This is a genomic window from Kitasatospora sp. NPDC127060 (genome assembly GCF_042724935.1).
GTDB lineage: Bacteria > Actinomycetota > Actinomycetes > Streptomycetales > Streptomycetaceae > Kitasatospora.
Window position 1 is genome coordinate 14,123 of record NZ_JBHXEG010000071.1, and the last position, 12,701, is coordinate 26,823.

The 12,701-nt window shown below is 73.0% G+C and carries 12 protein-coding genes; 2 read left to right on the forward strand and 10 right to left on the reverse strand.

Annotated features, from left to right (window positions below; genetic code table 11):
• The first annotated feature begins 25 nt into the window (after window positions 1–25).
• Window positions 26–2,611 carry a penicillin acylase family protein gene (locus tag ACFWIS_RS30765; protein ID WP_380461877.1) on the forward strand — a complete coding sequence of 862 codons (2,586 nt, stop codon included), beginning with the start codon at window positions 26–28 and terminating at the stop codon, window positions 2,609–2,611.
• A 4-nt stretch (window positions 2,612–2,615) separates the two neighbouring features.
• Window positions 2,616–3,089, forward strand: a complete 474-nt coding sequence (locus ACFWIS_RS30770) for a hypothetical protein (RefSeq protein WP_380461878.1) — start codon at window positions 2,616–2,618, stop codon at window positions 3,087–3,089.
• A gap of 106 nt (window positions 3,090–3,195) precedes the next feature.
• Here the strand turns inward: ACFWIS_RS30770 and ACFWIS_RS30775 are convergent, their stop codons facing one another.
• The 10 genes from ACFWIS_RS30775 to ACFWIS_RS30820 all read right to left on the reverse strand — a co-directional run bounded on the left by ACFWIS_RS30775 (window position 3,196) and on the right by ACFWIS_RS30820 (window position 12,675).
• Complete coding sequence (locus ACFWIS_RS30775; RefSeq protein ID WP_380461879.1) at window positions 3,196–3,840, reverse strand: LuxR C-terminal-related transcriptional regulator; 645 nt, start codon at window positions 3,838–3,840, stop codon at window positions 3,196–3,198.
• Window positions 3,804–5,123: a sensor histidine kinase gene (locus ACFWIS_RS30780; protein WP_380461880.1), complete on the reverse strand. Its 1,320-nt coding sequence runs from the start codon at window positions 5,121–5,123 to the stop codon at window positions 3,804–3,806. Before ACFWIS_RS30780 ends, ACFWIS_RS30775 begins: the two co-directional genes overlap by 37 nt.
• Before the next feature lie 91 nt (window positions 5,124–5,214).
• Window positions 5,215–5,697, reverse strand: coding sequence for a MaoC family dehydratase (locus ACFWIS_RS30785; RefSeq protein WP_380461881.1), 483 nt, complete (start codon window positions 5,695–5,697; stop codon window positions 5,215–5,217).
• A gap of 190 nt (window positions 5,698–5,887) precedes the next feature.
• Entirely contained in the window at window positions 5,888–6,964 is a 1,077-nt protein-coding gene (gene sbnB / locus ACFWIS_RS30790; protein ID WP_380461882.1) for a 2,3-diaminopropionate biosynthesis protein SbnB, read from the reverse strand.
• A 41-nt stretch (window positions 6,965–7,005) separates the two neighbouring features.
• Window positions 7,006–8,727 (reverse strand): phytoene desaturase family protein, encoded by a 1,722-nt coding sequence (locus tag ACFWIS_RS30795; protein WP_380461883.1) that lies wholly within the window; start codon window positions 8,725–8,727, stop codon window positions 7,006–7,008.
• 23 nt (window positions 8,728–8,750) lie between these two features.
• On the reverse strand, window positions 8,751–9,479 hold the full coding sequence (fabG, locus tag ACFWIS_RS30800) for a 3-oxoacyl-ACP reductase FabG (RefSeq protein ID WP_380461884.1): 729 nt from the start codon (window positions 9,477–9,479) through the stop codon (window positions 8,751–8,753).
• Window positions 9,476–10,639 (reverse strand): beta-ketoacyl synthase N-terminal-like domain-containing protein, encoded by a 1,164-nt coding sequence (locus ACFWIS_RS30805; RefSeq protein WP_380461885.1) that lies wholly within the window; start codon window positions 10,637–10,639, stop codon window positions 9,476–9,478. The genes fabG and ACFWIS_RS30805 overlap by 4 nt, the downstream gene beginning before the upstream one ends.
• Window positions 10,639–11,913, reverse strand: a complete 1,275-nt coding sequence (locus tag ACFWIS_RS30810) for a beta-ketoacyl-[acyl-carrier-protein] synthase family protein (protein ID WP_380461886.1) — start codon at window positions 11,911–11,913, stop codon at window positions 10,639–10,641. The genes ACFWIS_RS30805 and ACFWIS_RS30810 overlap by 1 nt, the downstream gene beginning before the upstream one ends.
• A 47-nt stretch (window positions 11,914–11,960) precedes the next feature.
• Window positions 11,961–12,209 carry an acyl carrier protein gene (locus tag ACFWIS_RS30815; protein ID WP_380461887.1) on the reverse strand — a complete coding sequence of 83 codons (249 nt, stop codon included), beginning with the start codon at window positions 12,207–12,209 and terminating at the stop codon, window positions 11,961–11,963.
• Between the two features lie 262 nt (window positions 12,210–12,471).
• Entirely contained in the window at window positions 12,472–12,675 is a 204-nt protein-coding gene (locus ACFWIS_RS30820; protein WP_380462201.1) for an MbtH family protein, read from the reverse strand.
• Between the last annotated feature and the right edge of the window lie 26 nt (window positions 12,676–12,701).

A 12,701-nucleotide genomic window follows, 5' to 3' on the forward strand; every position in this document is an offset into this window, starting at 1 on the left:
TAGGCCTGGCGATACGTTCCTTCGCATGCTCACACTCAGCAGGTTTGCGCCGAAGGGCGGTTCGTTCCGCAGGCGTGCCAACGCCGCGTCCGCGGTTGCGGTCTCGCTGCTCGTGATGGCGTTCCTGGGCCTGGGTACCGGAGCCGTTCCCCCGCTGGGGGTGGTGCTCGATCCCGGCACGGGGATCTGGGACCCCGCCGCCGACGCCCTCCCGGTCGGGTCGAGGACGATCGACCTCCCCGGGATGCACGCGCCGGCCACCGTCTCCTTCGACACCGGCGGAGTGCCCACGGTGCGCGCGAGCACCGACGAGGACCTCTTCCTGGCCCAGGGCTACGTCCAGGCCTACTTCCGGCTGGGCCAGTTGGACCTCGAACGGCGCACCGCCGAGGGCAGCCTGGCGGAGCTCAACGGGCCCGGCGGAGTCGCCTCCGACACCTTCGAACTGCAGACCGGGCTGTTGCGAACCGCTCAGGCGACGCTGCGGGCCACCCCGCCGGACAGTCCGGACGGGCAGGCGCTGGACGCTTTCAGCCGGGGCGTGAACGCCCGGCTCAAGGAACTGCGCGCCACCGGCTCCTGGCCGGCCGTCTTCACGCTGACCGGGGTCTACCCCCGGGACTGGACGCCGGTGGACAGCCTGGCGGTCCAGGGACTGCTGTCCCAGGTGCTCAGCTTCACCACCCAGCCGCTCGACTACCGGGTGCTGAACGGTTCGCTGGGACCGGAGCGGACCAAGGCCTTCTTCCCGGTGCTGCCCGCGGACGCCCAACGGCCCTACGACGTCGGGCCGTACCAGGACCTGGGGGTCGATCCGCTGCCGGCCGACGGCAACGTCAACGCCGCCGGGTCGGCCGGCGGTCCGGCCCCCGCGGCGGCCGATCCCGCGGACGACGGCCGGACCGCGTCTCCCGCCGCCCTCGGCGCGGCCGACAGCCTGCTGGCCAGGCTCCAGCAGCTGCCGTCCACCCAGATCCACACCTACCCCGACAGCAACTCCTGGGTGGCGAACGGGCCGTCGGTCGCCGGTGGCGCGTCCCTGCTCGCGGGCGACCCGCACCTGGACCTCACCCTGCCGTCGTTCTGGTTCCAGATCGCGCTGTCGGCGCCGACGACCACGGCGTCGGGTGCGAGCCTGGTCGGGCTGCCGGGGGTCGTGGTCGGGCGCAACGCGCAGATCTCCTGGTCGATGACGTCCGAGCAGAACCAGTCGAACCTCTTCTACGACGAGCGGACCAGCCCCGACCGGCCGCACCAGTACTACTGGCAGGGCGCCTGGCAGCAGATGCAGCAGGTGCACTACACCATTCCGGTCCGTGCCGGCGCCGCCGTGCCGCTCGACGTCGACCTCACCGTCCACGGCCCGGTGGTGTCGACCGAGGACGGCAGGACCACCTCGGTCACCTGGATGGGCAACTACGTCTCCCGGTCGCTCAAGGCGATCATCGCGGTCGACAAGGCCCAGAACTACCAGCAGTTCCGCGACGCGCTGCAGGACTGGCACGCGCCGACCCTCAACTTCAGCTACGCCGACGGGCAGGGCGACATCGGCGTGGTGTCCGCCGGGTACTTCCCGGTCGTCAAGGCCGGCGAGCCGTGGCTGCCGCTGCCGGGGACCGGCGAGGACGACCTGGCCGGAGTGATTCCGTACGCGGCCACGCCGCAGGCCCACAACCCGCCGGGACACGTCCTGGCGACCACCAACCAGCGGCCGGTCTCCGGCGACTACCCGTACTACATCGGTACGAGCCTGTACTTCGACAACGGCTACCGCGCCGATCAGGTGTACGAGAGCCTGGAGGGCCGGACCGGTCTGACGGCCGCCGACTTCGGCACCCTCCAGGGCGATGTCACCGACCACCTCTCGACGCTGATCGTGCCGCAGCTCGAAGCGGCGCTGCGCGGTGCCCCGCTGGACGACGACCAGCGCGGCGCACTCGCCCGGCTGACCGGGTGGGACCACCGGATGACCGAGTCCTCGGCCGCCGCGAGCATCTGGTGGACCTTCTGGAACGACTACCTCTCGGAGGTGTTCCAGCCCTGGTGGGACGACGCGAAGGTGCCGGTCGGCTCCCATCCGAACCTCAAGGTGTCGGCCGGACTGCCCAGCCTCGACGAGGACCTGGAGGCCTGGACACTGGGCGACCCGGGGAACGCCGCCTTCAGCCCGCCGGGCCGGACCGGCACCGCGAGCAGCGCGATGCGCACCGCCTTCGAGCGTGCTGTCGGCGACCTGCGGACCAAGCTCGGCAAGGATCAGACGGGCTGGAACTGGGGTCGCCTGCACACCAGGGAGATCCCGGCGATCAGCGGGGCGGGCGGTCTCGGCCACGGCCCGGACCCGGCTCCGGGCGACCGCTGGACGGTGAACGCCGCGGAGGGCGGCATGAACTCGTCGTTCGGACCGAGCTGGCGGATGGTGGTCGGTTGGACCGGCCCGGGGTCGGCTTCGGCCTCGGCGGTCTACCCGGGCGGCCAGAGCGAGAACCCGGCCTCCCCGTGGTACCGGAACTTCGTCGAGGACTGGTGGAACGACAAGCTGCGCCCCATGCCGTGGGCGGACGACCAGGCGAAGGCCGGGGCGTTGTGGACACTGCGAGCGAAGGGCTGAGCTGATGGGCGAGATCGACACCCGGGCCGGATCCGCGATGCCCACGGGCACCCGGGAGCGGCCGGCCGGCCGGGCCGGGGCTCCCCGTGCCCGTGCGGTGCTGGCCGCATCGGGCGGGGGCGTGCTGCTCGTCGCCCTGGGCACCGCGGCGCACCTGTGGTTCGTGCCGTTCGTCGTCGGCGGGGTCGTCGGCACATGGGGGTCGCTCCGGTCGGCGCGTGCCGGGACGGGGGTCCTGTGCGCAGGGGTGGCGGCGGCCCTCGGCTGGGCCCTGCCCCTCGCCCTGCGGTCGATCGACGCCGAGCCGGTGCTCGCGACGGCCCGGGTCGCGGCCGCCCTCGCCGGCCTGCCGCCCACCGGCTGGCTCATCCTGGCCGTGACGCTGCTGGTCGCTCTGCTCCAGGGAGTGCTCGGGGCCTGGTCGGGTCGGGCGCTGCACGGCCTGGTGAGCGCCCGGCGCACGAGCCCGGCCGGCTGAGCGGCCAGGTCGGGGGGCGCGGGTTCGGGTCCCGAAGGCGGCCCAGCAGGTGGAAGGCCCGGTCAGCTGAGCTGGCCGGGCCTTCTGGGGTGCTCCGGGGCGGGGGTCACTGGTCGAGGTAGGCGAGGACGGCCAGGACGCGGCGGTTGTCTCCGTCGGTGGGGAGGAGGTTGAGCTTGGTGAAGATGTTGCTGATGTGTTTGGCGACGGCCTTCTCGGTGATGAAGAGGCCTTGGGCGATGCCGGCGTTGGAGCGGCCCTGGGCGACCCATTCGAGGACTTCGCGTTCGCGGGTGGAGAGGGCGGCGACGGATTCGTCGCGTTCCTTGCGGACGAGGAGCTGGGAGATGACCTCGGGGTCCATGGCGGTGCCGCCGTCGGCGACGCGGCGGATGGAGTCGAGGAACTGGGAGCCGTTGGTGACGCGGTCCTTGAGCATGTAGCCGACGCCGCGGCCGCCGCTGGCGAGGAGTTCGCGGGCGTAGAGGGGTTCGACGTACTGGGAGAGGAGGAGGACGGGGAGGTCGGGGGTGGTGCGGCGGGCGGTGAGGACGGCGCGCAGGCCCTCGTCGGTGAAGTTGGGGGGGAGCCGGACGTCGACGACGGCGACGTCCGGCTGGTGGTCGGTGAGGGCGCGGAGGAGGTCGGCGCCGTTGTCGACGGCGGCGGCGACCTCGTGGCCGTAGGCCTGGAGGAGGCGGATCAGGCCGTCCCTCAGGAGGAAGTGGTCTTCGGCGAGGACAATGCGCACGGGAGCTCCATGGTGACCATGGTCGGGCCGTTGACGGGGCTGCTGACGGCGAGGACACCGTCGAAGGTGGCCAGCCGTCGTTCGATGCCGCGCAGACCGGTGCCGCGGGTGGCGTCCGCGCCGCCGCGTCCGGTGTCCGTGACGGTGATGCGCAGCATGCCGTGATCGTACCGAATGTCGATCCAGGCGCGGTCGGCGTGGGAGTGCTTGGAGACGTTGGTGAGGATCTCCGAGATGGCGAAGTAGGCGGCGGACTCGACGGGCATCTCCGGGCGGCCGGGGAGGTCCACCGCGACCTCGGTGGGGACCGGGCAGACCATCGCCAGCGCCCGGACCGCGTCGGCGAGTCCGCGGTCGGCGAGGACCGGCGGGTGGATGCCGCGGACCAGGTTGCGGATCTCCTCCAGGGCCTTGGAGGAGGACTCCCGGGCCTCGATCAGCAGGGCGCGGACCGCGTCCGGGTTGGTCTCCAGGAGGTGTTCGGCGGCGTCCAGGGTCATGCCCATCGCCACCAGGCGGGCCTGGGCGCCGTCGTGGAGGTCGCGCTCGATCCGGCGGATCTCGGCCATCTGGGTGTCCACCGCGGTGCTGCGGGTGGTGGTGAGGTGCTCGATCCGGCTGGCCATCAGCTCCTGCTCGCTCGGGGCGAGCATCGAGCGGGTGTAGAGGGCGTGCTTGCGCACGGCCCGTGGCGCGACCCAGAGGGCGAGCGGGAGTTGGAGCAGGCCGAGCACGCCGGCCAGTACCGCGGTGGCCTGGCCGTCGATCGGGATGAACTGGTACCAGAGGCCGTCCCACTCGAGCGACAGCGGGACGCCGAAGAAGGCCAGGAAGATGCCCCAGAAGCCGCTGAGCACCAGGGCGATCGGGCCGAAGGCGAGCAGGCCGCCGACGATCGGGTCGGTGAGGACCCAGGTGAACTCCCGCTTGGTCTGCGGGTCGCTCAGGATCCAGCGGTAGCGGGCGACGGCCCCGGAGGCGCCCTCGGGGGCGGGCGGCAGCGGCCCGGGCGGGCCCGGGATGCGGACGCCCGACCAGTCCTCGGCCAGCGCGCGCTGGCGGGCCGCCAGGGCGCGCACCCGCTCCATCGACCGGGGCACCAGGCCGAGGCCCCGGCCGACCAGGGAGATCGCGGTGGAGAGCCCCAGGGAGCGGCCGAATGCGGCGGCCGAGAGCCAGCAGAGCGTCAACGCGCGCCCCAGCCCGATGAATCCGGCGGAGGCGGAGAAGCCCCTGATCTCGACGGGTGCCGGGTCCGCCCCGAGCTGCATCGTGCGGTCCATGGACACGCTCCTCTCTGGTGCCTTCGCGTTGCCCGGCCGTGGTGGCCGTGGAGACCATTCTGGGGGCGGCGGGAGGTGGAAATCGGTAGTACTAACTCCCCTCTTCGTCCACGGGGGTTGGGTCGGCGAGGAAGAGCGAGAGGGTGTCGGCCACGCAGGCCGCGCGGGACTCGCCCTCGATCTCCACGGTCATCCGCACCGCGGCCAGGTGGCCGACCGGGGTCTCCCGGACGCTGGTCACCCGGGCGCCGCCGCGGACCCGGGCGCCGACCTTGACCGGGTGCGGGAAGCGGACCTTGTCCAGGCCGAAGTTGACGCCCATCGTGACGTCCTCGATCTCGAAGATCGCGCGCATCATCGCGGGCAGCAGGCCGAGCGTCATGTAGCCGTGGACGATGGTGGCGCCGAACGGTCCACCGGCCGCGCGTACGGGGTCCACGTGGATCCACTGGAGGTCGCCGGTGGCGCCGGCGAACCGGTCCACGTTCTCCTGGGTGACTTCGAGCCAGTCGCTGTAGCCGAGGTGCTCGCCGGTCGCCTCGGTGAACTCGGCCAGGGTGGCAAAGGATCTCATGGGGTGATTCTCCGCCCCGGCTGCTGACGCTCAACTGACGTGCTGCTGACGGGGACGGGCGCGGGGACGGGCGCGGGGACTGACGCGGGGACGGGGGCGGACGACGGACGCCCGCCCCGGGTGCGGGGCGGGCGTCCGGGGCGGGCGTCGGGTCACCGGGCGTCCGCCGAGGGACGTCCGGTGGCGCGGGTCAGCCGTAGCGCTTGAGCTCGTGGAAGAAGTCCGGGACGGTGTGCAGCCCCTCGGCGGCCCGGACGCGGTCGTAGACGTGCTTGGCGACGGCCAGGTCGAGCACGCCGAGGCCGAACGGGGAGAAGACCACCGGGCGGTCGGCGGGCGGGGTGATCGCCCCGGTGAGCACGTCGTACAGCGTGCCGGCCACGAACTCCCGGTTGCCGACGCGCTGTTCGGCCAGGTGCGGGGAGGTGCCGGCCTTCAGGCAGTGGTCGATGTCGTCGACCACGTTCCAGGCGCCGAGGACGATCTCCGGGGAGAGGTCGCGCAGCGAGACGTGCAGCACGAGCGGGTGGTGGGCGAACCAGTCCGGGTCGGTCACGTGCGGTTCGCCGGCCACGGTGGCGAAGACGACCAGGTCGGCGGAGCAGACCAGGTCCTCGGGCTTCTCGTGGACGGTGACCGCCAGCTCCTCGCCCTCGGCCCGGCGCAGGTAGTCGGCGAAGCCGTGGGCGTGCTCGGCGGAGAGGTCGTGGATGCCGGCCTCGGTGAACTCGAAGCCGTTGGCGGCGAGGTAGGTGTGGATGTAGCGGGCGATCAGCCCGACGCCGAAGAAGCCGACCCGGCGCGGGCGTTCGCCGCGGGCGTCGGCCAGCCGGGCGGCGGCCAGGGCGGCGGAGGCGGCGGTGCGGGCCGCGCTGATGATCGAGCTCTCCAGGCAGGCGAAGGGGTAGCCGGTCCGCTCGTCGTTGAGGATCAGCACGGCCGAGGCGCGGGGCAGGCCGGCCGCGACGTTCCCCGGGAAGCTGGAGATCCACTTGACGCCGTGCACCCCGACCTCGCCCTGGACCGAGGCGGGCAGGGCGATGATCCGGTCGGCGGGACGGTCCGGGAAGCGCAGGAAGTACGAGTCCGGGTTGACCGTCCGCCCCTCGCCGTGCAGCCGGTAGGCGGCCTCGACGGTGGCGATGACGTCCTGCTCGTGGCCGTGGAGGGCCTCGTGCACCTGGGCGCCGGAGACCACGGAGAAGGTCGGCGCGGCGGCGGTCGGAACACCCGGGGCGGCGGTGTCTGCCGTGGTGGCACTGGTCATGGGAACACTGCTCCTGGTGGGGCGAGGGCGGGAGGGGAGGTTCAGCCGATCCGGGCGAGGCCCTTGGCGCGCCGGCGGGCGAGGCCGCGGGAGACCAGCAGGGGGTCCCAGCCCGGACCTCGGTCGGGCAGCCGGGCGGGGTCGCCGAGCACCGTCCCGGCGAGCACCTCGTTCAGCAGCGGGCGGCCGAGGATCTGCCCGGCGGCGACCGTGCCGCCGCCGGCGACGGCGGCCAGGCCGCTGCCGTAGCGGGTGCTCTGGCCGACCACGAAGAGGCCCTCGACGTCGGTGCGCACGTCGGGCCGCTGGTTGCCGTTGCCCCAGTCGGCCATGCCGTACGGGGTGCCGCCGGAGCTGAGGACGTAGCGCTCGTGGCTGAGCGGGGTCGCGGTCTCCAGGTGGGTGACGCGGTCCCGGAAGGGGCCGATCACCTTCTCGGCGCCGGCCACCATCAGCTCGGTGAGCTGCTGCTTGCGGGCCTGGTAGGCGGCTTCGCGGCGGTAGCGGACGCCGTCCGCCGGGCCGCCCCGGACGCCCCAGAAGCCGTATCCGGGCGGGCTGAGGGTGAGCACCTGGAAGTTGGTGTGGCCGGGCGGGCAGACCGCGGTCGCGCCCGGGTCCTTCTGGGAGGCGAAGGAGAACATCAGCTGGGGCAGTTCGTCCACCGTGCCGCGGCGCTCCCACTCCTCGAGCGTCGCGGCGTGCGCGGCCTCCATGTCGTCGCTGCCGTGCCACCAGATGTTGGCGTTGGGCAGGCCGGACAGCTCGGTGTCGAGGGCGACGTACACCGCGACCATGGAGCCGCGCGTGGTGGCCTCGCGGGTGCGCTCGACCACGTCGGCGGGGAAGGCCCGCTCGCCGCCGCACAGGTCGAGCACGGTGCGGCGGTAGTCGGCGTTGGAGATCACCAGGGGGGCGGATATCCGGGTGCCGTCGGCGAGTTCCACGCCGGTGGCGCGGCCCTGGTCGATCAGGATCCGGCGCACCTCGCAGCGGGTGCGCAGCTCGCCGCCATGGGCTTCCAGGGCCTCGACGAAGGCCGCCACCAGGACCTGTCCGCCGCCCTCCGGGTAGTACGCCCCGCGCATGTAGTGGTCGATCATGGCGGCGTGATCGGCGAAGGCGATGCCGTCCGGCATGGTGCCGTAGTTGCCGGCCTGGGCGGCGAGCAGCGTACGGCCCTTGGGGGAGAGGCGGCAGTGGTCCAGGGCGTCGGCGAGGGTGCGGGCCCGGCGGGCCCAGCGCATGGTGTCCGGGGACTCGCGGAACAGGTCGACCAGGTGCCGGCCGAGCAGGGCCTCCCGGGTGGCCGCGGCCACCGCCTCGGAGAGGTGGACGAAGCGGTCGATCCCCTCGGCCTCCTCGGGCAGCGCGGCGCGCAGCCGGTCGCGGTAGGCCGACCAGCCGGCCGGCACGTCCAGGGTGGCGGTGGGGGTGATGATCCGGTCGAAGCCCTGCTCGTTGTCCATCGGGCGGAACGCCACCCGGTCGCGGACGCCGAGTCCGGACAGGATCGCCGGGAGCATCCCGTCCGGGCCGCAGTCGCCGACGTAGTGGGTGCCGACGTCGAACTCGTACTTGCGCCGGCGTCGGAAGACGTGGGCGTTGCCGCCGGCCACGTCGTGCTGTTCGAGTACCAGCACGCTGCGCCCGTCGGCGGCCAGGTAGGCCGCGGCGGACAGGCCGCCGAGGCCGCTGCCGACCACGATCGCGTCATAGCGGTTCCTGCCGCCCCCGGCCGTCGGACCCTGCACTTCCGGCATTCCCGCCCCCACTCGTCGGACCATCAGAACGTGCCGCCGCCGTGGATCTCGAAGACCGACCCGCTGATGTACGCCGCCCGGTCGGACAGCAGGAAGGAGACCAGGTCGGCCACCTCCTCCGGCTTGCCGACCCGGCCGAGCGCGACGCTCCCCAGCATCCGCGCCAGCGCGGCCTCGGACATGTCGCCGACCATGTCGGTGGCGATCAGACCCGGGGCGACCACGTTGGCGCGCACACCGCGCGGGCCGCACTCCTTGGCCAGGGACTTGGTGAAGCCGATGATCCCCGCCTTCGAGGCGGCGTAGTTGGCCTGGCCGACGTTACCGTAAATCCCCGACACGGACGACAGATTGACGATCGCTCCGCTGCGGCGCTTGCTCATCGCGAAGGCTGCCGCGCGGCACACGTGGTAGACCCCGTCGAGGTTGGTGCGCAGCACCTGGTCCCAGTCGGTCTCGGGCATCAGGATCACCGGGCGGTCCCTGGTGATCCCGGCCGAGGTGACCGCGGCGTCCACCGGGCCGAGTTCGCGCTCGGTGCGGGCGAACCAGTCGCGGACCTCGGCGGAGTCGGCGACGTCGCACCGGGTGGCGGTGATCCGGGTGCCGGCCTCCCCGGCCTCCTTGACCAGGCGCTCCGCGGCGTCGGCGTTGGAGTGGTAGCAGAAGGCGACGTCGTAGCCGTCCCGGGCGAGGCGCAGCACGATGGCCCGGCCGATGCCCCGGGAACCGCCGCTGACCAGGGCGATCATGCCGGGACTCCGTTCGTGGTGGTGGCCGGGGCGGGGTTCAGCAGCCGCAGCACCGCGCAGCCCACCGCGCCGTCCCGGTCGACGGCGGTGACCAGGGCGATCCGGCCCGCCGCGGCCGGCTCGGCCTCGGCGACGCCGAGCAGCGCCTGGATCTGGAAGGTGGCGGCGGCCGCGCTGGTGTCACCGAGCAGGGCCATGGACGGGACCGCGGTGAGCGCCTCGGCCGGCAACAGCGCTTCCAGCGCCGCCCGTTCGGCCCGGCCGGCCGCGGTGGGCGCGGCGCTGGGCACGGCGGCCCAGACCTCCTCGGGGGCGGCGCCGGCCCGGGTGAGGGCACGTCGCACGCAGGCGGTGACCGCGGCGCCCGGGTCGTCGTCGATGTCGACCCGGGTCTCGACCGCCAGCACGGCGGCCAGCGGCGGGTGCTGGGCGGTGCCGGCCGGCTCGACCACCAGCAGGCCGCAGCCCTCGCCGAGCAGCGGGGAGGAGTCGCCGGGGGCGACGGCGGCGTGCTCGATCCAGGCGTGCGCGGCGGAGAACTCCTCGGCCGAGCCCACCAGGTACTTGGTCGCCCGGCCCTGACCGAGCAGCCGGCGGGCGTAGTTGAGCGCCAGCAGTCCGCTGACCCGGCCGCCCGCGACGGTGGTGTTGGGGCCGGTGAGCCCGTGCCGGATCGCGGTGGCGCCGGCGGCGTGGTTGAGGCTGCCGAAGGGGATCCGGCCGGCGTCCACGTGGAAGGGCAGCGCGTTGGTGTACGACTGCTTCAGGAAGTTGGTGACGTTCTCCAGGCTGCCCATCGAGATGCCGAGGACCACGCCGGTGCGCTCGTCGGTCGCCACCACCCGGTTGCCCTCGGCGTCGTTCAGCAGGCCGTCGGAGGCGACCAGGGTGAGGGCGGTGAGCCGGTCCATCTTGGCGGTGCCGGTCGGGCCGAGCAGGCCCTTGATGTCGAAGCCGGGCACCAGGCAGACCTCGGGCGAGGGCAGCGGGCCGTAGGCTTCGGCCGGTTCGACGGCGGTCCGGGCGCCGGAGCGCAGGCCCTCCGTGAAGGCCCGGCGGGTCAGGCCGTACGGCGAGACGGCGGACCAGCCGGTGATCACCGGGGTCTCGGGGGCCAGGTGGGCCTCGGCGGCCTCGGGGGCGCGGGTGGTGGTGGTCATCAGCGGACTCGCTCTCCGTACGTGCCCAGGATCAGGATGGCGTTGTTGCCGGCGAAGGCACTGGAGTTGTTCTCCACGATCCGGACCTCGGCGTCGACCGCCCGGTTGGGGACGACGTCCAGCGGGCACTCCGGGTCGGTCTCCCGGTGGTTGATGGTCGGCGGGATGAACTGGTGCTCGATGGCGAGGCTGCAGGCGATCGCGCCGAGCGCGCTGGCGGCGCCCATCGAGTGGCCGAGCATCGACTTCACGGCGACGGTGCGCGGCGGGGTGTCGCCGTACACGTCCAGGATCGCGGCCGACTCCGTGCGGTCGTTGGCCTTGGTGCCGGTGCCGTGGGCGGAGATGAAGTCGATCTCGTCGCGCTCGACGCCGGCGTCGTCCAGGGCGAGCCGGATGCCGCGGGCGATGCCGTCCCGGTTGGGGGCGGTGGCGTGGGCGGCGTCGCAGCTGAGGCCGTAGCCGAGCACCTCGGCGTAGATCCGGGCGCCGCGGGCGAGCGCGGACTCCAGGCTCTCCAGGACCAGGATGCCGGCGCCCTCGCCGGTCAGGATGCCCTGCCGGTCGCGGTCGAACGGCCGGACCACGTCCGGGGTGAGCGCGCCGAACCGCTTGAACAGGGCGAAGGCCTTGCGGCAGACGGCGTCGGCGCCGCCGCACAGCGCGATGTCCACCTCGCCGGAGCGGATCGCGTCCAGGCCGTAGCCGATCGAGTAGTTGCCGGCCGCGCAGGCGGTGGTGATGGTGGTCGGCTCCACGTTCGGCATCCGCAGCTCGCGGGCGATCACCGTGGTCAGCCGGCCGGCGTTGATCCGGCGGGACAGCACCGGGTCGATCGCCTTCGGGTGGCCGGCGGCCAGCTCCTGCTCGACCAGCAGCCCGATGTCGTGGGACTCGCCGTCGGTGGTGCCGACGCTGATCACGGCCTGGCGCTCGCCGAGGTCCGCCTCGGTCAGTCCGGCGTCGTCCACCGCCATCCGGGCCGCGGCGACGGCGAACTGTCCGGCCCGGCCCATCTCCTCGAGCGGGACCCGGCGGATCCAGCGCTCCGGCTCGAAGTCCGGTACCTCGCAGGCGGTGTTCTGGCCGAAGCCCTCGGTGTCGAAGCGGGTGATCGGCCGTGCGCCGGAGCGGCCGGTCCGCAGCCCCTCGGTGTACTCCGCGACGCCCGTGCCGATGCTGGAGATCGCCCCGAGGCCGGTGAGGACGACCCGGCGGCGCCCGGCCGGGGTGCCGGACCGGGGGGCCGCTGGTGACTGTGCGGTGGAGTCCATGGGACCTCTCCTTGAGCGTTGGGTGACGGGAGGGAGGTGCGGGTGGGCTACCAGCCGGCCGCGGCCGCCGTCACCTGGTAGGTGGTCTCCACGTTCACCATCTTCGGCAGCTCGTTCATGTCGATGACGATGGAGTACTCCATCTCCAGCGCGCTCAGCACGTCGATCAGCTTGAGCGAGTCTGCGCCCAACTCGTCGACGAACAGGGCGGAGTCGGAGAACTCGGTGTGAACGTCGATGTTCTCGGCGATGATTTCCCGGATACGGGTGAGGCGCTCCGGCGCAACCGTCGTCATTCTCGTTTCCTCCGTTTTTCAGACACCCGGAATGAGCTTCCGGCCAGAAAACTAATCAGCGCCGATGACGGGTCGATGACGTCCAACTGACTCTTCGCTGACGGAGGTTGGCCGCCGCTGAAAGCCCAGGTGGGGAGGGTGGCCGGGGACGGAACGCGGCCGCCCGCCGCACCGCGTGGACGGGGGCTCCACGGGTGCGGCGGGCGGCGTCGGCGGGGCCGGCCCCCGGGGAATGCGAATTCCCCGGCGGCGGCCTACGGGTTCAGCCCTGCCGTTGCAGGCTGAGCGGGCGCAGATCGGTCCAGTTGGCCTCGATGTGGGCGACGGCGGTGGCCCGGTCGGTGGCGTCCAGCGTCACCGACCAGCCGGAGGGGATGGCGGCGAAGGACGGCCAGAGGGAGTGCTGGCCCTCCTCGTTGACGAGGACGAGGAAGGTGCCGTCTTCGCGGTCGAAGGGGTTCGCCATGCTGGTGCGCTCCTGTCGGTGGTTCG

Coding starts and splice junctions, on each gene's coding strand:
- ACFWIS_RS30765 (WP_380461877.1), top strand. CDS start 26: ATGCTCACACTCAGCAGGTTTGCGCCGAAGGGCGGTTCGTTCCGCAGG.
- ACFWIS_RS30770 (WP_380461878.1), top strand. CDS start 2,616: ATGGGCGAGATCGACACCCGGGCCGGATCCGCGATGCCCACGGGCACC.
- ACFWIS_RS30780 (WP_380461880.1), bottom strand. CDS start 5,123: ATGGACCGCACGATGCAGCTCGGGGCGGACCCGGCACCCGTCGAGATC.
- ACFWIS_RS30785 (WP_380461881.1), bottom strand. CDS start 5,697: ATGAGATCCTTTGCCACCCTGGCCGAGTTCACCGAGGCGACCGGCGAG.
- sbnB (WP_380461882.1), bottom strand. CDS start 6,964: ATGACCAGTGCCACCACGGCAGACACCGCCGCCCCGGGTGTTCCGACC.
- ACFWIS_RS30795 (WP_380461883.1), bottom strand. CDS start 8,727: ATGCCGGAAGTGCAGGGTCCGACGGCCGGGGGCGGCAGGAACCGCTAT.
- fabG (WP_380461884.1), bottom strand. CDS start 9,479: ATGATCGCCCTGGTCAGCGGCGGTTCCCGGGGCATCGGCCGGGCCATC.
- ACFWIS_RS30805 (WP_380461885.1), bottom strand. CDS start 10,639: ATGACCACCACCACCCGCGCCCCCGAGGCCGCCGAGGCCCACCTGGCC.
- ACFWIS_RS30810 (WP_380461886.1), bottom strand. CDS start 11,913: ATGGACTCCACCGCACAGTCACCAGCGGCCCCCCGGTCCGGCACCCCG.
- ACFWIS_RS30815 (WP_380461887.1), bottom strand. CDS start 12,209: ATGACGACGGTTGCGCCGGAGCGCCTCACCCGTATCCGGGAAATCATC.
- ACFWIS_RS30820 (WP_380462201.1), bottom strand. CDS start 12,675: ATGGCGAACCCCTTCGACCGCGAAGACGGCACCTTCCTCGTCCTCGTC.